Below are 19,871 nucleotides of genomic sequence, written 5' to 3' on the forward strand. Positions count from 1 at the left end.
TTGCATCGCATTCATCTGATTACACGATAAAGCACTGCGTGGCTCCCGTTAACCCTTCGGATCTCAGGCATAACCCGCGAGAGGCTCTACCATCGCCCTCAAAATCCAGGCGCGTTTCGATCATTGTCTGGCTCGCATGCTTTTCGATTGCCAGGAGCCTGATCGGCAGGCCGTTCTGCATCATGTTCGGAGCCGAGGCCGCCGCATGTTCCAGGTTTGCACGACGGTAGACCATATCGGCAATAGCCAGGAAAAGGTCTGTACCGCGATGCCCCCGAGAGCATTACTCACAGCCAACTCCGGTTGCCCGCGGTAGGCCGCTGTTACCGAGAGCACCGAACCACTGAGGGAGGTCGCTGCCCCCAGAAGCACGGCTCCAGTGGTTGCCTCACCCAGACCGGTCCGGTCGGCGAGCTGGTCGACCACCCGTGTGATACGTGTGCCCGCAATCGCAATGACCAGCGCACAGACGCTGAAAACCACGATGCTCTGTGACAGCGTCCAGCTGTCCAGATCCATGATCGGCAATGTCATCCTCCTGTTGCCTTTGAAGCCTACCGCGCAGCCAACGCAAAACGCGCGACAGCAGTCGCTGCCGTCATTACTTCTTTCTTATTGACCTCGCAACCCAGTTCGCGGAGTTGATCCTGCACTGACCGGCAGTTCAATAATCTCACCAACCACACCGTCTTCACTCACCTCCAGCCGCCCCACCGTGATCGGAAACGTAAAGCGCCGGGGCCCGGCACCACCGGGATTGAAATAAAGCACATCGCCAACCCATTCATTGCGGGGTTTGTGGGAATGGCCGGCGATCACCACGCGGTATCGGCCTTGCGGATCGAGGTCGAGGGTTTTGACGTCGTGAAGCATGTAAAAGGCGTGGCCGAGAAATTCCAGATCCTGAACATCAGGGAGCGTCGCTGCACGTCCTGCCGTATCGATATTGCCGCGAATGGCAAGCAAAGGAGCGATGGCCTCCAGTGCGTCCAGAACCTCGTCCCGCCCCACGTCACCGGCATGAAGGATCAGATCCGACCCCTCCAGAGCTTCCAGGGCTTCGGGACGCATTTTGCTGTGGGTGTCTGCGATTACCCCGATTTGCATGTTTACGCCTCGTTCAGTCTCTCAGTCGACCTGCCAGGCCCGTGCACGTGGCCAGGCAAATAAGCGTTGCTATAGTGAAACAAGCCCGCCTCAATCCCATAGTGGCGAGATCCAGTGCAAACGTACAACCCATGGCAGGAGTTTCCCATACCCACTTACACCGTCACGGTCGCCGCAGCAAAAATCACAGATCGCCGAGGCCATCACAGCCGCCAACAGCGCCCAAACCGGCGCGCCCCCGGTCTTTGCGCAGGTTCTGTTTTCTGCGGCCAATAAAGGCGACCATTTTGTGGGTGGCAAAGTGAACACCGGGCCTCAGGTGTATGTGCACGGCCTGGTACGGGAGGGCAGAAGCATCAAGATCAAACAAGCCCTGATGAGCCAGATGCTTGAAGAAATCGCCCAAATCGTGGGCATCACAGCTGAAGATGTCTGGGTCTATCTGCAGAACATTCCGGCCACCCGGATGATCGAGTTTGGGCGGCTTTTGCCTGCGCCGGGAGAGGAAGCTGAGTGTGAAAAGGGAATGACTCAGGAAAGCGGGGCAGCTTAACCAAATAACCGAATTAATAGATCTGTCCCAGTTTTCCGAGCTTTTCGGCAGAATCATTAAACGCCACGCTGAAAAGAGTCATTCAATGATTTTACAACCGGCAACGGCGGGATTTCCCTTCCGATTTTTGCACGAAAAACGTCCGCATCATTTTCTAACTCTTTATCACCTACTGATTTGGCATACTTTTCAATTGAATCCAGAAAATGACCAACAACAAATGAGTTAAACCACCTCTCGTGCTTAAGAATATTTGCGTACAGGAGATTATGATCCACAGGCTCATAAACTTCGCCAACATAGTCGTTGAACTTGCCATACAACCCATTCACACGAAGCCTTTTGGCAAATTGAATCCGGCAATAGTCGCGCAGTATGACTCTCAATGCATCACTCAAATCAGATTTCAAACCATTACCGAAAAGACCTTGCAATATTTTTTCAAAATAGAAGGACATGGAAGTAAGATCACCAACCTTTAAATACTTAAGAGAGTCTGACACTAATTCTATATAACATCCTTCTTGAGCCTCCAAAACCTCATATAAATGCCTATTGAGAAATTCATCATCAAAATTGAAAGCATAAGTTTCTCCGACATGCTCCTTAAGAATTTCCAAATAATCTTGAACTTTAAACTCAATAGACAGATTGGGATTAGACACGAGCATCAACGCATCATGGTTCAAAGAACAAGGGGTACTTAACCTCTTCCTTGCTATGGTATCCGGCAGATACTCAATATATAACTCCCTACGTACAGGAGATTTTGCCAAAGCCAAAACAAAACGCTCCGATAAGGATACGCGATTCATGGCTGAAACAATTTCAATCATCGTCGAAAGTATTCTTCGCTTAATCACCAGATCAACTAGCGCAAAAGTCACCATATTATCCAGAAGAAATATAATTAATTCTTCCAAATCATCTGAAAAAGAATCACCCGAAAAAAACAATATACTCAAACCATCAATTATATTCTGATAAGCGATAACCGAATTATATCTATCTTTACTATTCCGAAACTCCAGACCTTCCGCATACGCCCCAGAAAGAATTCTAGGGTAATTCTTAATTAACGCCACATCAGAAAGGTAAGACTTTATTTGATTTAGCTCAGACTTTGTGGCGGATTCAGCATAAGCCCTCAACTCCCTCTCACGGTCACTCGACCAAGCCGAAACATTTCCTCGCGGAATCGATCGATTTTTAAATATTGCAGGAGTCTTTTCGACAAACCGCTCAATCCCGAATACCTCACCGCCGAAACAGAAAATTGGCTCGGATTCCAATAAAACTTTGTCGTCGAAAAATTCTGTAGAGTTTGCTACGACAAAACCGATACTATCAAAATGAGAATATGGTTTTCCATCATTGCCAGTATTCGGCTGAGACCAAGAGGGGAATACTGAGAGTATTTTTTCTCCGCGGTGCTGTATTACCAGCCGAATCTCTTTTAAAGGGTCTCCCAAATTACAATATCCGACTAATTGACCTTGGATACTACTTTTTCTATCGAGATTATTAAGTGCAACATCTATCGCATTTAAAATATCATTCTCACCATATCCTTGGGGGAAAAGAGTCTTCCATAGATATCCCGATTTGTAATACTCATCTGGATACATTGTATTCTTTGATGCCTTTGAACTAAAAAGTTCTTTGGGGATTCTTAGGGTAATAACCCCATTCCCTAAAGTCCGTGCAAAGTACCAATTTGAATGCACCCGGCTATCAAAAAATAACACGTGCGCCAGTTCATCAGCATGCAATATTTTAAAGCTCACCCATCCATCGTATGTATGGAGACCGCCTTTCAAAACCGTTTGTGTTGACTTATCACCCCTTCGAGTAGGGCGGATAGAAAAGTCGCCCCTTATTATATGATCCAGGCTGGCGCGCGAAATCTCAAAAGTGTCGCCATAAATGGAAGTAAACTTTCTTAACGAATCCGACAATATAATCACCTATCAATTCTTTGAAAACGGGGAAAGGTCAATAGTTCGCCTGTCGCCCTCCCCGATGTACGCGCATACTCTTTGATACCGATACGGTTTGCAACTCAACTGCCAAACTTGCTCGGACCTGTCATTGTTCCTCACCCGCTTCACTAAAATTGACGGATAACCGCAAACCTGCTCAAAATTTTGACAATCTAATCCTCATCTAGCGGGACCATGCTAATCCTTGGGTAATACAGAGCCCCTACAATCATTGGCACTTTGAGCTCCCTACATGAGATGAATAGCTCGACTACTTCCTACAGCTCAGTTTAATCAATCACTCTTGCTTCAACGGGACATAGCTTTCAATAGCAACAAGGAGCTGCCACAAAGGTATTTATGTCAACAAAGCTGCTGTTGTGACGGACCACCGATGCGCTTTTAAAGTTCTCCCATTAATTAATGCGGTTTCCTCTCTTGGCACTTCTTCAATTTAGTGAGCTCCCCAAATTGCTGCCAGCCTGCACAACCCAAACTCACATCGACCATGCGCAAACCGTAACGTTAAAACTCTTGCCGAAAGACATAATGCCAATCCGGGGACATCATTAGGCTAAGGAAAATAAACCTGTCCCGGTTTTCCCATATTTTCTCAATCTCCTCCTGTTTAGGGCTAAGGCCGGCGCACAACGGCACACTTGTAATGGAGGCGCAACCGCGGTGAAAAGAGCGCCCGGCGGCCACCCGCGAACTAATGCGCCTTGTTATGTATTACCATCTTGGCTCCGACCATGATTCAACCTTCCCACGCATAAAGACCACTTCTGCGCGGTTCGGATATTGCCAACGTGCGAGGTTCCCCCCATCCACTCGTTCAGGCGTGCCGAGGATTCTTTCGACATCATCGTAGCCCATTGATGTTGTCAACTTTCTCCAGTTTGCGATCGATTTCCAACCATCCCCTCTCGCAACGAATTCCTGGACTTGATCTTCATCATTTAGCTGAGATTCTAGGTTCGATAGCCGAACCGTCAGTTCTTGGACTTGTTTCTCCAGTCGATCAATACTAGCGCTCTCGTCTGCATGCACATTGAGGGCAACGCTAATCGCGAGAAATCCTAAAACGATTATGATTTTAAACATCGTCTCTCTCAGAAATATAACGCCTGGACTCAGCCGCACTTGAGGCGAGGCGCTAGGTGGCGTAGCCAAACCAAGCAGTGGGTCAAGTGTCGACTGCAGCGATTTATTGGGCATCATCGCGCACACTGCTCAGATTGCTTTCTGCACATGGAAGGATGCTAACTCTTTAAGAGTGAATGATCGGTTGTTCTTTAAAGTTTCTTCTAGTTTTCGATGAGTTTCGAACCATTCATCGCTAATTGGAAGGAATGTATTTACGTACTCCGTTCCTTTCTCAATGACAACTCGTACCTTACGATCCCCATGATCAGGCAGGGCGGCAATAAATTGGCCTTTCCCTAAATACCTGATTTTTCGAATCTCAATCGTCTTTGCAGGAACCCAGTAGGTTTTGTCTCGCGATGGATTCCTTTTACGAATAGCGCCCCGAGCGAAGTAATGATACTCCTCAACTTTGCGTTTTAGGTTCGCGATACCGTAGCGGATGGCTAAAGCCTCGTTTGCGTGCTGCCCAGTTTTATATGTATAGGGCGTTTCTTGGGCGTCTGCATCTCTATGGCGTTGTCGTTCCCGCTCTTGGCGCTCTGCATCTTCCCGAAACGCCCGAGCCTTCGATTCCTCTGCATCTCTCTTCTCCCTTTCCCTTTCTCCTTTTCGTTTTTGTTTTTCTGCTTTTTGTTTCTCCTTTAACTTCTTATTACGCTCCCACTTTGCATTCTCCAATGCTCTACGTTCAAGGAAAGCTTTTCGTGCTGAGGGGTTAAACACATGATAAATGCGCCGAAGTCCAGTATAAAAAAGATAAGTTCCGAAAAGGGCTGCGCCTGCAGCAGCTAATGCAGCTCCAGCAATCAAGGCCCATTTTGCCATCTGGATAATGATAGTCAAAACCACGATTGCCAATATGAAGTACCACATTCGTTGGCCCTAATTCGATTTATTCAGTGACGCTCAACGCCAGAGCCCACCAGCGCACTTTAGTGCGTCCGCGTGACACGATTTTTTATGTGTTTAGTCACCAAATCGGAGGAATTCGAGCAACCTAACTACCTCTCTTGGCGGCCGATTTAATGGAGCCACAGTTTTAACTGACGCTCTGATAAGGCATTTATTGCCAATTACAATATCTGTAGCCTTTGTAAATTGCTCGACAGCTTCCTTTGTAGCTGAGCCATAAAGAAGCTTCCCAGCATTATCAGCCAATTCAAACTTTCGATGCTCTGGCAAAAATCCTACCAGCGTTCCTTCAACTTCAGTTGTTTTTTCTTCAATGCTTGTCGCTTCTGTTCTTATTTTTGCCCGGTGTATTGATGGACCATCAAGCGTAAAATCGAGATTATTTTCTACAACACGTATAGTTGCTTTACTTGAATCCAGATTCAAAAAAAGATCACGAAGAGCAATCAGTGTTCTTGGCTCCAGCTCCTCTAAAATAGACTCAAACACAGCATCGTCTTGAGCGGCAGAATCCCTAAGTAAAAGCGCCGCCTTATCTATAACATGTGACAGTTGAGATGATTCTAACTGCATTTGCTCGCTCATCTCATCGAGAACGAATCCAAACGAACCTCTTGCCAAGCCTGTAACCATTAATTCAGAATGCGACTTAAAAGGAACCTTTCCTCTTTCGCCTAAGTCACCGACTTCATTATTCGCAAATACTTTGGCGATCAAGTTTTGAAACTGCTCTAGTGCAGTGCCAGCAAACTCAGCAGCAATTCCTTTCGACCCAAGGACAGGCTGCCCACCAAAAAATAAAGCAACACTAGCGCTGTTATCCTCAAGCGTTTTTTCTTTAAGAGCTTTCAATTTATTTGATAACTCATCAATTCGATGCTCAATCTGCATTTCCCCTACAAAGTCGTTTGATTGACGAGCGCTCGTCAGTAGCTCATTCAGAGTAGCAATTTCAGAAGATAGGCTATCAATAGTAAGTTTCTTAGGCATTACCTGCCTCTCTATCCAAAATCTCTGATGCTTCGTTGTCTCCGCATACAATGGGGACTTCAACCATTCCCTTCCAGAGATATGATTCTCGTTGGTGTGAAAACAAACCGAACCAGTATCGGGTATTACTCACCACATGTAGAGGATGTGTATGCAAATCAACAAAATACGCGTCGCAAAAGTATTTCTGCTTTGCTTCATTCGGAAGAAAAAGATCCTTGTTTCCGCTCACTAATTTCTTCCATTGCTCGAAATCGTCAGTCGGCCTAAAGGCGAAAGTGACTATGTCCACATCCGCTGGCGGTCGGCCACGATTGAGCTCCACGTTCTCCACAAAGCTGCCATCAAGCCACTGAACGCCGCTAGAAATTCCGATTTCCCTGAGCTTCTTCCGATAGTCGAGAAGCCCTCTAAGTATACGTCTTCTCTCGGGAGAATGAGCGTAACGAAGGACAAACTCGGATATCGTTGTTTTATAGGGTGCCATGCCAGCAGGATCGGTTGGCCCTTGCCCTGGTATAAATGGAGGTAATACTCCTGATTGATTTAACTCTGGTATCACTTTTCAATCTTCCTATGATCTCTCAGGCCATTATGGCACATGACACTTACTGCATGCGGGCCTTCAGAATGGAGCCTAAGGTGCAATGCTATGGGCGTCGCCATACCTGGTTATGTACTGCTACGGCGCAGCACCACGGTTTTATTAATGATGCGTCGATTAATTTTTTGCTTCCAAGCAATTTGCTTGGGCGATAATTTGCGCTTCCGTCTGGTGTCCATCAAGAACTTGTATTCCTGATCAAAGATGTAGCCAAGTTTGAAAGCATGATAGATCAGGTCTTCATTTGCGTTGGCAGTGTCATCTGCCGCTATGCGGCGAAGTCCCGCGAAAAGATTGCCGGTCTCAATACCTATGAAGCGGTTAATACAGACGTTGCCGACGTACGTGGTGTTACCGTTGAGCTGATTGCGAATGTAGCAGTGCTCTTTGATATCCTGGCCGCAAGGACAGCTATCAAATTCTTCGCTGACCTCGACCCCAATGAGCGCCCATTCAGTTCTCGCGGTGTCAAAATCAGTTGCCACTGAAAGAGGGAGAATATGGGCAGCCAAGCGTTCTTTGTTGTGATCCATATTTACCTCCCATGAGCACATAACGCTGAGCACAGCGGCGACCTTGGAGTGGCGACGAAGGAGCCACGTAAAGGGCGTCCGGCGGCCATCGGCCGCGTACTGCTGCGACTTGTTAATTGGATACTTCAATGTACCACTTCGGTTTGATACGCCCGAAATCTCTACGGGTATTGGATTTCAGTGCTTTCTTGGAATCCAACACCTTTACTTCGCCATGCTCCCTGATAAAAACAACCCAATGCCAGAATGGCTTACCTTGCTCGGTGTGCCATTTGATAGCCAACAACGCTGTGTCCGGTAGACTTTCCCATGCTTTGAATGGTGTTTCTTTGGGCGAAACGGTGATGCCAAATTCACGAAGTAGTGTCCGAACATGCTCTGTTTCTGACCAAAGCGTTGTGTCTGCCGCATAAATGCCCAGCGCGTTTGCCTTTTGTTTGGCCTCCGCGTAACTGACACCGGCGAGAGCAGCACTTGCAGCAATACCGCAACCGGTTGGTTCTTCCTGAATGACAGGTTCCATAGCTTTACCAATTAACAGTGATTCGATAGCGCGCTTCGTTATTGCAATCATTTGAGCGTTAACAAAAACTCAGAACCAAAAAATTCAAACTTCGCCAATTAAACCTTTTAAATCAATATGCTAATCTGCACTAACACTCTGTTCGCGCCGCAATCATTTGACAGCTTCATTACTGCAATAACGAAGCACCAACCATCCCCCGGCATTTGGGAAACGCCTTACAGCCAAAAAACTCCTTCCCAACATTTTCTCCACGCTTAACCGTGCGCTTTACCATCTCACCCTGGCACTTCGGGCACCGTGGCACACTTTCTTTCTTGGCCACGATCTCCTTCACATGCGCCACGTGCTGCCGGTGATTTCTGAACGTAGCTGCCAGCCGCCCGGATTCAATGGCTTCAATCACCTTCTGAACCTCAGCATCCGACAGTCGCTGCTCGGTTTGGGCTTTGATAAAGCGGACATACCCACCACCGTGGGTCACGTTCTCCGGCATGGGCGTTTTGAACGTGGAATCCCCCACAAAGACCACTACCGAAAACACCTGCTCATCACTCAGGCCCAACAGGCTTTGCAGTGTCTTCACGTGTTTGTAGTTTTGATGCAGCGGGTTCTGGAATTTCTGCGAGTGCTTGAAGATCTTCTGCGTCCAATAGCGCTGTTTTGCGTTACCGAAGATCCAGCCCTTCATGTTCTTGGTTTCCACCACAAACACGCCATGCCGGGAGACAATGATGTGATCGATCTGGGTGGTGCCGTCTTCGGTGGGCAAGGTGACGTTTTTGATGAGGTGGTAGCGGGTTTTGTCGAGAAACAGCTTTGCGGCGAGGTTGACCATGGCTTCGCCGGCTTTGCCTTTGAACCAGGGTGTTCTCAGAATTGGCAACAGGATGAACAGCGGTACGAAATACCAGACTTGATTCGGTAGAGAGTTCAGGAGGGTGTTGAATAGCTGGCCGAAGTCCATCGGTTTTCCTTAACAGCTGTCAATCCGTTTCTTATAACTACACACTAACCTACTCTTCAGTAAACTTCCCATACCGTCAAGGTCAAATTTTGTAAACCATATACTGAAAAAGCCGCGCGGTTGCCCGAGCGGCTTTTTCGTTTCTGAGGGGACGACGGAATCAAGCGGCGGCCAGGTATGCTCCCGCCACAGCCAGCACTCCCCCAATCCCCCGACTAAACCGGCTATCCGCCTTCAGCATCAAGGCACCCAGCCCACGCCCAACCAGCGTGATGGCCAGGGTGGCGATGGAGAAGCCGGCCAGGTAGGCCGCCAACGTAGCGCCTTCCGGCATTTCCGCACCATGGGCGAAGCCATGAAACAGCATGAACGCACCAACCAGGGTGCCACCCACGGCGGTGGGCAGTTTGGCCAGGGTGGCGATGAGGATGCCCGCCACCAGTACCGAGAAGGTAATCCCTGTTTCCACGCCCGGCAGGGTCAGGCCGCCCCAGGCCAGGGCGGCGCCGAGCACCATGCCGCCGATGACGAAGGCGGGGGTGGCGTTTTTCATGAGTTTGCTCTGGCGCACGCTCCAGAAGCCGATGGCGGCCATAGCCAGCAAGTGATCCAGGCCTAGCATGGGGTGCAGCAGGCCGCTGGTGAAGCCGCCTTCGGTGTGGCCGGGGTGGGCCATGGCGGTGGCGGAGGCGGTCAGCAGCGCAGCGGCACTGAGCAATTTCGTTACGAGTTTCATATCAATTCTCCCAATTCGTGTATGCGGTATCTCGAAATTCACTATGTTGCACGAGCCTTAGGTTCTGGTGTGGTGAAGGGCTAGGCGCCCCGGAGCGCAGGAAGCGGGACATACCTACTGGTAGGACCGCTTTTGAGCACCGGAGTAACGACGCCATTCGCCTCACCAGAGCCTCAGGCGGTCTCAGCAGTCTTGTGTGGGCGCCGCTCGGGCAGCATGCCACGCTCCAGAATGAAGCTGATGATGGTGTCCAGCCCTACCCCGTCGTACAGGTTGGTGAACACGAAGGGGCGTTCGCCGCGCATTTTTTTGCTGTCCCGTTCCATTACGTCCAGGGAGGCGTGTACCTGTTCGGCAATGTCGATCTTGTTGATGATCAGCAGGTCGGACTTGGTGATGCCGGGGCCGCCTTTGCGGGGGATTTTGTCGCCGGCGGACACGTCGATCACGTACAGGGTGAGGTCGCTCAGTTCCGGGCTGAAGGTGGCGGAGAGGTTGTCACCGCCGGATTCCACCAGCACCAGTTCCAGGCCCGGGTGACGGCTTTGCAGGTCGTCGATAGCGGCCAGGTTCATGGAGGCATCCTCGCGAATGGCGGTGTGCGGGCAGCCGCCGGTTTCCACACCCAGGATGCGGTCTGCGGCCAGGGCTTCGTGGCGCAGCAGGAAGTCGGCGTCTTCCCGGGTGTAGATGTCGTTGGTGACCACGGCGATGTCGTAGTGGTCCCGCAGGGCGGTGCATAGCTGGCGCAGCAATGCGGTTTTACCAGACCCGACCGGGCCGCCGACGCCTACTCTCAGACAATGTGTCATGGCTGTATCTCCTTGATGTTTTTATTCAGCTTCTGAAAAGCCGTGAATACTGGGTTTCATGCAGGGCACTGCCGAGCGCAAGGCCTGGCAGGATGGGCCCGAGTTCGTGGTCTTGCCGTGCCAGCGCCTGGTCGGAGGCAATCACCAGTGCCGGGCGCAGTTGTTCGATAATCCGTTGGGCGGCGGTGTGGCCCAGGGGCAAGGCTTTGCAGGCCACCGCCAGCTGGTTTTCCAGCCAGGCCCAGGCGGAGCCGAGCAGGGTTTGGCGCACGGGCACACACCGCTGGTGGGCCACCCAGGCGAACATGGTGATGTAGCCGGGGTCTTCCGGTATCAGGTGTGGCTTGGGCAGCAGTTCCAGGTTGCGCAGCAGAGTCACGAGGGCCGCGCCAAGGCGGCTGTCTTCGTCGCTCAGTTCGGCGGTTTCCCGGGTGGCGTGCAGCCAGTCGTTCCACTGCGCCAGTGCTTCGGCATCGCTGCTGGCCCAGGCGCTTTGCAAACGCACCAGCAAAGGCAATTCGCAGCGGCTGAGGCCGTCTTCCAGTACGCCTTCAATCCACTGGGCCAGTTCGGCTTCGTTGTTCACCCAGCCCAATTCGAAGGCGCTTTCCAAACCTTGTGACCACGCAAAGGCACCGATGGGCAAGGCCGGGCTGACCAGTTGCATCAGGCCCAGCAAGGCCAGATCACCACCCTGCGGGGTGGCGGCCTCAGTGGGCATGTTCGTGGCTGTGGCCATGACTGTGCCCGTGGTCGTGATCGTGTGAATGGCTGTGGCTATGGCCATGCCCGTGGGAATACCCGGCTTGGGTGTAGGCACCGGGTTCCGGGTCGAACGGGGCGGTGTGGTGGGTCAGGGTTGCACCCAAGCGTTCCGCCAGTTCTTCCAGCACGTGGTCCGGGGTGATGCGCACGTAGGCGCCCTGCTCGTCCATTCCGATGGCCAGCGTTACGTGGCGATTGCCCAGGTGGTAGCACAGGCGCGCCAGAGGTTGGCCGTTTTCAATGCGGGCGGTGACTACCTGTTCTTCCGCCGCGCGGATGCGGACGATCTCGCCGGTTTTGGCTTGCAGCAGGTCGCCGTCGCGCAGCACCGGGCCGCGGTCCAGAAACAGGCCTACATCCACGTTGGTTTCGGTGGTGGCCCGCAAACGGCCGCGGATGCGCAGCTCGTAGGGCAAAGTCAGGTTGTCCAGAATCTCGCCGGGGTCGATCCCGGCGTGGTTCACATCGCCAAGGCGTTTTGTTAGTTCCAACATAATCGGTTCTCCAATTCCCGGCTTAAAAAAGATGGTAGCGCTGGGCCAGGGGCAGTTCGGTGGCGGGCTCACAGGTGAGCAGTTCGCCGTCTGCGTGTACTTCGTAGGTTTGCGGGTCCACGGTGATGTGCGGGCACGCGTCGTTCAGTTTCATGTCTTTCTTGCGCACGCTCCGCACGCCTTTGCAGGCGGACAACGGGCTGTCCAACCCCAGCTCTTCGCCTATGTTGGCGTCCAGCGCGGCCTGGCTGACGAAGGTCAGGCGGGTGGCACTGGCGGCTTTGCCGAAGGCGCCGAACATGGGGCGGTAATGCACCGGCTGCGGTGTGGGGATGGAGGCATTCGGGTCGCCCATGGGGGCGGCCGCGATCATGCCGCCTTTGAGGATGCAGGCGGGTTTTACGCCAAAGAACGCCGGGCTCCAGAGCACCAAGTCCGCCAGTTTGCCCACTTCCACCGAGCCAACTTCGTGGGCGATGCCGTGGGTGATGGCGGAGTTGATGGTGTATTTGGCGATGTAGCGCTTGGCGCGGAAGTTGTCAGCGCCTCGTTCTTGGTCTTCCGGCAGCAGGCCGCGTTGCACTTTCATTTTGTGGGCGGTTTGCCAGGTGCGGCACACCACTTCGCCTACCCGGCCCATGGCCTGGGAGTCTGAGGAGATCATGGAGATCACGCCCATGTCGTGCAGGATATCTTCAGCGGCGATGGTTTCCCGGCGGATGCGGGAATCGGCGAAGGCCACGTCTTCCGGGATGTTCGGGTCCAGGTGGTGGCATACCATCAGCATGTCCAGGTGTTCGTCGACGGTGTTCACGGTGTAGGGCCGGGTCGGGTTGGTGGACGACGGCAGTACATAGTCCTTTGAGCAGGCGGTGATGATGTCCGGGGCGTGGCCGCCGCCGGCGCCTTCGGTGTGGAAGGTGTGAATGCAGCGGCCTTTGAAGGCGGCCAGGGTGTCTTCCACAAAGCCGGATTCGTTCAGGGTGTCGGTGTGAATGGCCACCTGAATGTCGTACTGGTCAGCCACGGTCAGGCAGTTGTCGATGCTGGCCGGGGTGGTGCCCCAGTCTTCGTGCAGTTTAAGGCCGATCACGCCGGCTTTGATCTGCAGCTCCAGCGCTTCCGGCAGGCTGGCGTTGCCTTTGCCCAGAAAGCCGATGTTCATGGGCAGACTGTCCACGGCCTGGAGCATTTTGCCAATGTGCCAGGGGCCCGGGGTGCAGGTGGTGGCGTTGGTGCCGGTGGCCGGGCCGGTGCCGCCGCCGAGCATGGTGGTGATGCCGCTCATCAGGGCTTCTTCTACCTGTTGGGGGCAGATGAAGTGGATGTGGGGGTCGATGCCGCCGGCGGTGAGGATTTTGCCTTCGCCGGCAATAATTTCGGTGCCGGGGCCGATGACGATGGTCACGTCTGGCTGGGTGTCGGGGTTGCCGGCTTTGCCGATGGCGGCGATGCGGCCTTTTTGAATGCCTACGTCGGCTTTGACGATGCCCCACCAATCGAGGATCAGGGCGTTGGTGATGACGGTGTCCATTACGGCATCGTCTACCCGTTGGCTTTGGCCCATGCCGTCGCGGATGACTTTGCCGCCGCCGAATTTTACTTCGTCGCCGTAGTGGGTGTGGTCTTGTTCGACTTCGATCCACAGTTCGGTGTCGCCTAGGCGCACGCGGTCGCCTACGGTGGGGCCGTACATGTCGGCGTAGGCTTGTCTGCTTATTTTCATGTTATTCCTCTATGAAATTGGGTGCCGGGGCCGATCGGGTAAGGCTTTCCAGGAACCGCTCCTACCGGCACATCCATGTGGCGCTTGTTCTCCGGCATCCATGCCTCCGCACATTCCTGGAAAGCCTTACCCGCTCGTCCCTCTTAGCTATTTCGTGGAGTCCAGCGGGCCCATTACTTCGCCACGGAATCCATAGATTTTTCGTTTGCCAACGAACGGAATTAGGGTGACGGAACGAGTTTGGCCGGGTTCGAAGCGGATGGCGGTGCCGGCGGCAACATCCAGTCGAAGGCCGCGGGCTTTTGCGCGGTCGAAGTTGAGTGCGGGGTTGGCTTCGGCGAAGTGGTAGTGGGAACCGATTTGTATCGGGCGGTCGCCGGTGTTGGCGACGTCTAGTGTGACGCGTTCGCGGCCGGCACAGAGTTCGATGTCGCCGTCGCGGATTTGGAATTCACCGGGGGTCATGGTCTGCTCCTTAGACAATGGGATTGTGGACGGTGACCAGTTTGGTGCCGTCCGGGAAGGTGGCTTCCACTTGCACTTCGTGGATCATGTCGGCGATGCCGTCCATGACGTCTTCACGGGTGAGGATTTCGGTGCCGGCGCTCATGAGTTCGGCTACGGTGCGGCCGTCGCGGGCGCCTTCCATGATTTCGGCGCTGATCAGGGCCACCGCTTCGGGGTAGTTCAGTTTCAGGCCGCGTGCTTTGCGGCGTTCGGCCAGCAAGGCGGCGGTGAACAGCAGCAGCTTGTCTTTGTCTCTGGGGGTGAGTTCCATAACGTGTTCCGTTGTTATTAGCTGGGCTTCAGGTGAGCCAGATTCTGGGTGTATGGGCCGGCAAGCCGGTGAGCATGGGCCGCAGCAGGTGCCAGGCTTGTTCGCACAGGGCCCAGGCTTCGTTGCGTTCGGTTCCGAGGTAGCGCAGTAACAGCACGCCTCTGCGGCGGGTGACTGCCCAGCGGTTGTGATCCGGGAGTTGTTCTCTCAGGGCTTCGATGGCGGCGGCTTCGTCGCTTAGGCCCACGGCCCAGAGTGTGGCTTGCACGGTGGCACCGCCCTGGCCCCAATGGCCGGTGAAGCGGCGATGGGCGGGGTCCAGCAACTGGCGTTCCAGCCACAGGGGTTTGCCATCGAGGCTTAGGTGAAAGCGTTGTTCCAGCGCGCCGGTGGCGAAGGGCAGTTCGCTGGCCGGGCGGCCGAGGGCGAGCACTTCCCAGCCGAGGGTTTCGGCACCGCTTTCCAGTTCAATGGTGGTGGTTTGTTCGCCCCGGGAGCCGTCAAAGGCGATGGTTTCTTGGGGCAGGTATTCCAGCGTTGCGTCTTTGGCCACCTGCAATCGGGTGTGCTGCGCCCAAGCCACGCCGTGGCTGTCGGCTTTGTAGAGTTTGGCGGCGGCCGGGGTAGTCAGCAGGGTGTGGCCGCCTTCGGCTACGGTGGCTTCGATGCGCAGTTGGTCACCACTGACCAAACCGCCCGGTGGGTGCAACAGATACACGTGGCAACAGCCGTGTTTGCCTTCCGGATAGAACGGGCGCTGTACACGCAAGGGGCCGGTGTGTCGGCGACGCACCATGCGGGTGACCGGCTCGGCCCCGCCCTCGCTTCGGGCTTCGAAGCCGAGGGACAGTGAAGCCGCCCAGCGCCTTTCGGTATCAAACCGGTGGCCAGAGCTATGGGTCGCGATGGGTTGGTACGCGGTCATACGGTCAGGTGTTTCTTGATCAGCTCGTCGCTCAGGCCTGCAATTTCGCCTTCCGCAACTCGCCGACCCCGGTCTAGGATGGCGAAGCGGTCGGCGTATTTGCGGGCGAACGGGAGTTTTTGTTCCACCAGCAGTACCGTCAGGCCGTCTTCTTCAATCAACTTGCGAATGACTTCGCCAATCTGCGCCACGATGTTGGGCTGTATGCCCTCACCCGGCTCGTCGAGGATCAGCAGTTTCGGTTCAATCACCAGCGCCCGGCCGATGGCCAGTTGCTGTTGCTGGCCACCGGAGAGGTCGCCGCCCCGGCGATGTTTCATTTCTTTGAGCACCGGGAACAGCTGGTAGATGCGTTCGGGGATTTTCTTGCTGCCATCTTTTCGAACCGCCAGGCCGGTGCGCAGGTTTTCTTCTACGGTCAGCAGCGGAAAGATCTGCCGGCCTTGAGGCACGTAGCCAATGCCAAGGCGGGAGCGGTCTTCAATTTTCTTTTGGGTGAGTTCCACGTCACCCGCCAGCGCCATGCGGCCGTTCTTGACGGTTTCTTCGCCCATGATGCATTTCATCAGCGTGGTTTTACCTACGCCGTTACGCCCCATCACGCAGGTGCACTGGCCTTGGGGGATGTCGAGTTCCAGGTCCCAGAGGGTGTGGCTTTCGCCGTAGTATTGGTTGAGTTTCTCGATCTTGAGCATCAGGCCTCTTCCCCCAGGTACACTTTGATGACTTCCGGGTCGTTCGACACTTGGTCCATGGTGCCTTCCGCCAGCACGCTGCCTTGGTGCAGCACGGTGACTTTGCGGGCGATGGAGCGCACAAAGCCCATGTCGTGCTCCACCACTACAACCGACTGTTTGCCGGCCAGGCTGGTGAGCAGTTCGGCGGTGCGTTCCATTTCCTGTTCGGTCATGCCGGCTACCGGCTCGTCCACCAGCAGCAGCCGGGGCTTTTGCATCAGCAGCATGCCGATCTCCAGCCACTGTTTCTGGCCGTGGGAAAGAATGCCTGCGGGTTTGTTGCTCAGAGGTTCCAGCTTGATGGTTTCCAGCACCTCGCCAATGCGGTCCCGGTGTTCCGGCTTCAGGATGGCGGTGAGTGTCGGCCAGATGCCTTTGTTGGTGGCCATCGCCAACTCGAGGTTTTCGAACACGGTAAGGGCTTCGAACACGGTCGGCTTCTGAAACTTGCGGCCGATGCCCAAGCTGGCGATTTCCGGCTCGTTCATGGTCAGCAGGTTGTGGCGGCTGCCAAACCACACCGAGCCGTTATCCGGGCGGGTTTTACCGGTGATGATGTCCATCATGGTGGTTTTCCCGGCGCCGTTCGGGCCGATGATGCAGCGCAGTTCGCCGTCGTCGATGGTGAGGTTGAGGTTGTTGATGGCGTGGAAGCCATCGAAGCTCACGTTCACATCTTCCATGTACAGAATCGGGCCGTGGCGCACGTCCACCGGCGATTGCGCGGGCTCCAGAAATTCAAACACCCGCTCGCGGTTGGTCAGTTGCTCGAACATGCTCATGCAGTGGCCTCCTGTGCGGCTGGCGCGTCGTCTGTGGCGCTGGCTTTCCGGTCTTTTTGCAGCAGGCCGGCAATGCCTTTGGGCAGGAACACGGTGGTCAGCACAAACAAGGCCCCCAGGGCGAACAACCAGGCATCCGGCATCACGCCGGTGAACACGGTTTTCGCGTAGTTCACCAGAATGGCGCCAATGACGGCCCCATAGAGGGTTGCGCGGCCACCCAAGGCCACCCACACCACGATTTCGATGGAGAACAGCGGCGAGAATTCACTGGGGTTGATGATGCCCACTTGCGGCACGTACAAAGCCCCGGCCACACCGGCCAGCATGGCGGATACCACAAACACGAACAGTTGCACCCGCTCTACCCGGTAACCCAGAAAGCGGGTACGGGCTTCGGCATCCCGGCAGGCAATGCTCACCCGGCCCAGTTTGCTGGTGACAATGCCGCGGCAGATCACGTAGCCGATGGCCAGCGCCACGCCGGTAGCAATGAACAGCCCCAGCCTTGTGGCATCGCTGCGCAGGTTAAAGCCGAGAATGTCCCGGAAGTCGGTCAGGCCGTTGTTACCGCCAAAACCCATTTCGTTGCGGAAGAACGCCAGCATCAGGGCGAAAGTCAGCGCTTGGGTGATGATCGACAGGTACACGCCGGTGACGCGGGAGCGGAAAGCCAGGAACCCGAACACCAACGCCAACAGGCCAGGAGCCAGCAGCACCATGATGAAGGCGAACCAGGCCATATCGAAGCCGAGCCAGTACCAAGGCAGCTCCTGCCAGTTCAGGAACACCATGAAGTCTGGCAACAGCGGGTCGCCGTATGTGCCGCGATCACCGATCTGGCGCATCAGGTACATGCCCATGGCGTAGCCGCCGAGGGCGAAAAAGGCACCGTGCCCTAGGCTGAGAATACCGAGGTAGCCCCACACCAGGTCCACAGCGACCGCCAGCAGGGCGTAACACAAATACTTGCCCAGCAAGGTTACGGTGTAGGCGCTGACGTGCAGCGCGCTGTCTTGTGGCATGAACAAGTGCAGGAAGGTGACCAGCACCAAGGCGCTGAACAACACGCCAAGGAAGATCTGGGTGGAACGTTCCTGAAACGGCCGGAACAGCCAGGTTTGTGATGAAGCCATAACTCAGCCCTCCGCGGCCCGGCCTTTCTGGGGGAAGAGCCCCTTCGGCCGTTTTTGAATGAACAGGATGATCATGACCAACACCATGATCTTGGCCAGTACCGCGCCAGCCCAAGGTTCCAGAACCTGATTGATGGTGCCCAGCGTGAGCCCGGCCACCAAGGTGCCCCAGAGGTTGCCGACACCGCCGAACACCACCACCATGAACGAATCGATGATGTAGTTCTGGCCCAGGTTCGGCCCTACGTTGGTGATTTGTGACAGCGCCACACCGGCCAGACCGGCAACGCCGGAGCCCAAGGCAAAGGTGAGAATGTCGACTTTCGTGGCTTTGATGCCCATGGAGCGGGCCATGGCGCGGTTTTGGGTAACGGCGCGTACCTCAAGGCCGAGGCGGGTTTTGCGCATGATCAGCATCAGGCCTGCGAACACCACCAAGGCAAAGCCGATCACGTACAGGCGGTTCAAGGTGAGTGACAGGGCTTCGTTGATCATGATCGAGCCGCTCATCCACTCTGGCGTGACCACCGAACGGTTCAGCGGCGACACCAGGGTGCGCACCAGTTGCTGCAGAATCAGGCTGATGCCGAAGGTGGCCAACAGGGTTTCGAGCGGGCGGCCTTTGAGGTACTGGATAACACTGCGTTCGATGGCGATGCCCGCCAGCGCCGCCACCAGGAAGCCGGCCGGAATCGACAGAATCAACGCCAAGCCCGGCTGGCCGGGAAACAGTTGCTGCATGCCCCAGGTGGTGTAAGCGCCCAGCATGATCAGCTCACCGTGGGCCATGTTGATCACACCCATCACGCCAAAGGTGATGGCTAGGCCGATGGCCGCCAATACCAGGACCGAACCGAGGGACAAACCGAAGTAGAGGGTTTCGGCAGCGCGGTTCATTTTCAGTTTTTGCTCAATGCTTTCGAGCGCTTTGACCGCCGCTGCTGCTAGAACTGGGTCGTCGCTATTGCTGGCGTTGTTGAGCGCAGCGCGGGCGTTGGCATTCAAACTGCCAGACAGGGTTTCAACCGCGCTGACGTCGCCCTGCTCTAACTGGTGAATTGCCAGAGCGGTGGTGAGCATGTCGCGCACGGCGGTGCTGTCTTCCACCTGCGCACGCTGTTCAATTTGGGCTACCAATGCGCCATCGACTTCACCCAGTAAGTCCCGGGCTGCCGCTAACCGAACGTCGGGGTTCTGGGCGGCCAGGTCAATCACTGCAAGCAGCCCTTCCACCTCTTTACGCAGTGAGTTATTCACTCGAACGGTGGCCAGATCACGGCGCGATACTTTGCCCATGTCCTCGCCGTTCAGAGCACTGGCGATGTTCCAGTTTCGGCCTACGTTGTTCAGAACGAGCACTGTGGCGCCGCTCTCTTTAACGGTAGCGAGCTTCCCCGCGGAGAAGGCTTCCAGCCATCCTCGGGCGCGCTCGTCACCGCTTTCGGAAATGTGTTTCAGAACCGCCGTTCGCTCGGCGTTGCTGGCTTCTACGAGCCTTTGCAACAGCGTTTGCGCTGCGTCGTCCTGTACTTGGGCGGTCGCCAGTGACGGCCCAAAAGCGATACACCAGGCAATGACTAGCCCGGCGAGCAATCGAAAGATGCTCATGATTCATTCCTGTTGGCGATGAAATGAAATTAAAAAAACCGGGCACGCGTTA

23 protein-coding genes are annotated in these 19,871 nt (G+C 54.8%); 1 reads left to right on the forward strand and 22 read right to left on the reverse strand.

Annotated features, from left to right (window positions below; genetic code table 11):
- Positions 1 to 180: 180 nt before the first annotated feature.
- Entirely contained in the window at positions 181 to 534 is a 354-nt protein-coding gene (locus tag MWU64_RS01005) for a hypothetical protein (protein ID WP_247059452.1), read from the reverse strand.
- 78 nt (positions 535 to 612) lie between these two features.
- The gene (locus MWU64_RS01010) at positions 613 to 1,107 is read right to left on the reverse strand and encodes a metallophosphoesterase family protein (protein ID WP_247059461.1); all 495 of its coding nucleotides are present in this window, start codon (positions 1,105 to 1,107) and stop codon (positions 613 to 615) included.
- On the opposite strand from MWU64_RS01010, the gene MWU64_RS01015 reads away from it, so the two are divergent.
- Positions 1,106 to 1,660 (forward strand): tautomerase family protein, encoded by a 555-nt coding sequence (locus MWU64_RS01015; RefSeq protein WP_247059463.1) that lies wholly within the window; start codon positions 1,106 to 1,108, stop codon positions 1,658 to 1,660. The genes MWU64_RS01010 and MWU64_RS01015 overlap by 2 nt on opposite strands.
- Positions 1,661 to 1,716: 56 nt before the next feature.
- On the opposite strand, the gene MWU64_RS01020 is transcribed toward MWU64_RS01015, so the two are convergent.
- The 20 genes from MWU64_RS01020 to urtB all read right to left on the reverse strand — a co-directional run bounded on the left by MWU64_RS01020 (position 1,717) and on the right by urtB (position 19,819).
- Positions 1,717 to 3,618 (reverse strand): hypothetical protein, encoded by a 1,902-nt coding sequence (locus MWU64_RS01020; protein WP_247059464.1) that lies wholly within the window; start codon positions 3,616 to 3,618, stop codon positions 1,717 to 1,719.
- 756 nt (positions 3,619 to 4,374) lie between these two features.
- Positions 4,375 to 4,746, reverse strand: coding sequence for a hypothetical protein (locus MWU64_RS01025; protein WP_247059466.1), 372 nt, complete (start codon positions 4,744 to 4,746; stop codon positions 4,375 to 4,377).
- A gap of 129 nt (positions 4,747 to 4,875) precedes the next feature.
- Positions 4,876 to 5,664, reverse strand: a complete 789-nt coding sequence (locus MWU64_RS01030) for a hypothetical protein (RefSeq protein ID WP_247059475.1) — start codon at positions 5,662 to 5,664, stop codon at positions 4,876 to 4,878.
- A gap of 93 nt (positions 5,665 to 5,757) precedes the next feature.
- Positions 5,758 to 6,693, reverse strand: coding sequence for a hypothetical protein (locus MWU64_RS01035; protein WP_247059477.1), 936 nt, complete (start codon positions 6,691 to 6,693; stop codon positions 5,758 to 5,760).
- Entirely contained in the window at positions 6,686 to 7,255 is a 570-nt protein-coding gene (locus MWU64_RS01040; protein ID WP_247059485.1) for a hypothetical protein, read from the reverse strand. Before MWU64_RS01040 ends, MWU64_RS01035 begins: the two co-directional genes overlap by 8 nt.
- Before the next feature lie 110 nt (positions 7,256 to 7,365).
- The gene (locus MWU64_RS01045; RefSeq protein WP_247059490.1) at positions 7,366 to 7,830 is read right to left on the reverse strand and encodes a hypothetical protein; all 465 of its coding nucleotides are present in this window, start codon (positions 7,828 to 7,830) and stop codon (positions 7,366 to 7,368) included.
- A 112-nt stretch (positions 7,831 to 7,942) separates the two neighbouring features.
- Positions 7,943 to 8,353: a hypothetical protein gene (locus MWU64_RS01050; protein WP_247059493.1), complete on the reverse strand. Its 411-nt coding sequence runs from the start codon at positions 8,351 to 8,353 to the stop codon at positions 7,943 to 7,945.
- 169 nt (positions 8,354 to 8,522) lie between these two features.
- Positions 8,523 to 9,320: an NERD domain-containing protein gene (locus MWU64_RS01055; protein ID WP_247059502.1), complete on the reverse strand. Its 798-nt coding sequence runs from the start codon at positions 9,318 to 9,320 to the stop codon at positions 8,523 to 8,525.
- A 160-nt stretch (positions 9,321 to 9,480) separates the two neighbouring features.
- Positions 9,481 to 10,056, reverse strand: a complete 576-nt coding sequence (locus MWU64_RS01060) for a HupE/UreJ family protein (RefSeq protein WP_247059512.1) — start codon at positions 10,054 to 10,056, stop codon at positions 9,481 to 9,483.
- A gap of 173 nt (positions 10,057 to 10,229) precedes the next feature.
- A complete protein-coding gene (gene ureG, locus MWU64_RS01065) occupies positions 10,230 to 10,868 on the reverse strand; it encodes an urease accessory protein UreG (RefSeq protein ID WP_228223747.1) in 639 nt (212 codons plus the stop codon).
- A 25-nt stretch (positions 10,869 to 10,893) separates the two neighbouring features.
- Positions 10,894 to 11,607 carry an urease accessory UreF family protein gene (locus MWU64_RS01070; RefSeq protein WP_247059515.1) on the reverse strand — a complete coding sequence of 238 codons (714 nt, stop codon included), beginning with the start codon at positions 11,605 to 11,607 and terminating at the stop codon, positions 10,894 to 10,896.
- Complete coding sequence (gene ureE / locus MWU64_RS01075; protein ID WP_247059519.1) at positions 11,579 to 12,127, reverse strand: urease accessory protein UreE; 549 nt, start codon at positions 12,125 to 12,127, stop codon at positions 11,579 to 11,581. The genes MWU64_RS01070 and ureE overlap by 29 nt, the downstream gene beginning before the upstream one ends.
- Before the next feature lie 22 nt (positions 12,128 to 12,149).
- The gene (gene ureC / locus MWU64_RS01080) at positions 12,150 to 13,853 is read right to left on the reverse strand and encodes an urease subunit alpha (RefSeq protein WP_247059521.1); all 1,704 of its coding nucleotides are present in this window, start codon (positions 13,851 to 13,853) and stop codon (positions 12,150 to 12,152) included.
- A gap of 147 nt (positions 13,854 to 14,000) precedes the next feature.
- Positions 14,001 to 14,318: an urease subunit beta gene (locus MWU64_RS01085; protein ID WP_247059532.1), complete on the reverse strand. Its 318-nt coding sequence runs from the start codon at positions 14,316 to 14,318 to the stop codon at positions 14,001 to 14,003.
- A gap of 10 nt (positions 14,319 to 14,328) precedes the next feature.
- Positions 14,329 to 14,631, reverse strand: a complete 303-nt coding sequence (locus MWU64_RS01090; RefSeq protein WP_247059534.1) for an urease subunit gamma — start codon at positions 14,629 to 14,631, stop codon at positions 14,329 to 14,331.
- 28 nt (positions 14,632 to 14,659) lie between these two features.
- Positions 14,660 to 15,556, reverse strand: coding sequence for an urease accessory protein UreD (locus tag MWU64_RS01095; RefSeq protein WP_247059541.1), 897 nt, complete (start codon positions 15,554 to 15,556; stop codon positions 14,660 to 14,662).
- On the reverse strand, positions 15,553 to 16,251 hold the full coding sequence (gene urtE, locus MWU64_RS01100; protein WP_247059543.1) for an urea ABC transporter ATP-binding subunit UrtE: 699 nt from the start codon (positions 16,249 to 16,251) through the stop codon (positions 15,553 to 15,555). The genes MWU64_RS01095 and urtE overlap by 4 nt, the downstream gene beginning before the upstream one ends.
- Positions 16,251 to 17,075, reverse strand: coding sequence for an urea ABC transporter ATP-binding protein UrtD (urtD, locus tag MWU64_RS01105; protein ID WP_247059545.1), 825 nt, complete (start codon positions 17,073 to 17,075; stop codon positions 16,251 to 16,253). Before urtD ends, urtE begins: the two co-directional genes overlap by 1 nt.
- On the reverse strand, positions 17,072 to 18,211 hold the full coding sequence (gene urtC, locus MWU64_RS01110; RefSeq protein WP_247059546.1) for an urea ABC transporter permease subunit UrtC: 1,140 nt from the start codon (positions 18,209 to 18,211) through the stop codon (positions 17,072 to 17,074). Before urtC ends, urtD begins: the two co-directional genes overlap by 4 nt.
- A gap of 3 nt (positions 18,212 to 18,214) precedes the next feature.
- Positions 18,215 to 19,819, reverse strand: coding sequence for an urea ABC transporter permease subunit UrtB (urtB, locus tag MWU64_RS01115; RefSeq protein WP_247059548.1), 1,605 nt, complete (start codon positions 19,817 to 19,819; stop codon positions 18,215 to 18,217).
- Between the last annotated feature and the right edge of the window lie 52 nt (positions 19,820 to 19,871).

It is taken from the genome of Marinobacter sp. S0848L (genome assembly GCF_023016065.1).
Classification (GTDB): Bacteria; Pseudomonadota; Gammaproteobacteria; order Pseudomonadales; family Oleiphilaceae; genus Marinobacter.

Coding starts and splice junctions, on each gene's coding strand:
- MWU64_RS01010 (WP_247059461.1), bottom strand. CDS start 1,107: ATGCAAATCGGGGTAATCGCAGACACCCACAGCAAAATGCGTCCCGAA.
- MWU64_RS01095 (WP_247059541.1), bottom strand. CDS start 15,556: ATGACCGCGTACCAACCCATCGCGACCCATAGCTCTGGCCACCGGTTT.
- MWU64_RS01085 (WP_247059532.1), bottom strand. CDS start 14,318: ATGACCCCCGGTGAATTCCAAATCCGCGACGGCGACATCGAACTCTGT.
- MWU64_RS01030 (WP_247059475.1), bottom strand. CDS start 5,664: ATGTGGTACTTCATATTGGCAATCGTGGTTTTGACTATCATTATCCAG.
- MWU64_RS01035 (WP_247059477.1), bottom strand. CDS start 6,693: ATGCCTAAGAAACTTACTATTGATAGCCTATCTTCTGAAATTGCTACT.
- MWU64_RS01070 (WP_247059515.1), bottom strand. CDS start 11,607: ATGGCCACAGCCACGAACATGCCCACTGAGGCCGCCACCCCGCAGGGT.
- MWU64_RS01050 (WP_247059493.1), bottom strand. CDS start 8,353: ATGGAACCTGTCATTCAGGAAGAACCAACCGGTTGCGGTATTGCTGCA.
- ureE (WP_247059519.1), bottom strand. CDS start 12,127: ATGTTGGAACTAACAAAACGCCTTGGCGATGTGAACCACGCCGGGATC.
- MWU64_RS01045 (WP_247059490.1), bottom strand. CDS start 7,830: ATGGATCACAACAAAGAACGCTTGGCTGCCCATATTCTCCCTCTTTCA.
- MWU64_RS01055 (WP_247059502.1), bottom strand. CDS start 9,320: ATGGACTTCGGCCAGCTATTCAACACCCTCCTGAACTCTCTACCGAAT.
- ureG (WP_228223747.1), bottom strand. CDS start 10,868: ATGACACATTGTCTGAGAGTAGGCGTCGGCGGCCCGGTCGGGTCTGGT.
- MWU64_RS01090 (WP_247059534.1), bottom strand. CDS start 14,631: ATGGAACTCACCCCCAGAGACAAAGACAAGCTGCTGCTGTTCACCGCC.
- urtD (WP_247059545.1), bottom strand. CDS start 17,075: ATGAGCATGTTCGAGCAACTGACCAACCGCGAGCGGGTGTTTGAATTT.
- urtE (WP_247059543.1), bottom strand. CDS start 16,251: ATGCTCAAGATCGAGAAACTCAACCAATACTACGGCGAAAGCCACACC.
- MWU64_RS01060 (WP_247059512.1), bottom strand. CDS start 10,056: ATGAAACTCGTAACGAAATTGCTCAGTGCCGCTGCGCTGCTGACCGCC.
- MWU64_RS01015 (WP_247059463.1), top strand. CDS start 1,106: ATGTTTACGCCTCGTTCAGTCTCTCAGTCGACCTGCCAGGCCCGTGCA.
- ureC (WP_247059521.1), bottom strand. CDS start 13,853: ATGAAAATAAGCAGACAAGCCTACGCCGACATGTACGGCCCCACCGTA.
- urtB (WP_247059548.1), bottom strand. CDS start 19,819: ATGAGCATCTTTCGATTGCTCGCCGGGCTAGTCATTGCCTGGTGTATC.
- urtC (WP_247059546.1), bottom strand. CDS start 18,211: ATGGCTTCATCACAAACCTGGCTGTTCCGGCCGTTTCAGGAACGTTCC.
- MWU64_RS01025 (WP_247059466.1), bottom strand. CDS start 4,746: ATGTTTAAAATCATAATCGTTTTAGGATTTCTCGCGATTAGCGTTGCC.
- MWU64_RS01005 (WP_247059452.1), bottom strand. CDS start 534: ATGACATTGCCGATCATGGATCTGGACAGCTGGACGCTGTCACAGAGC.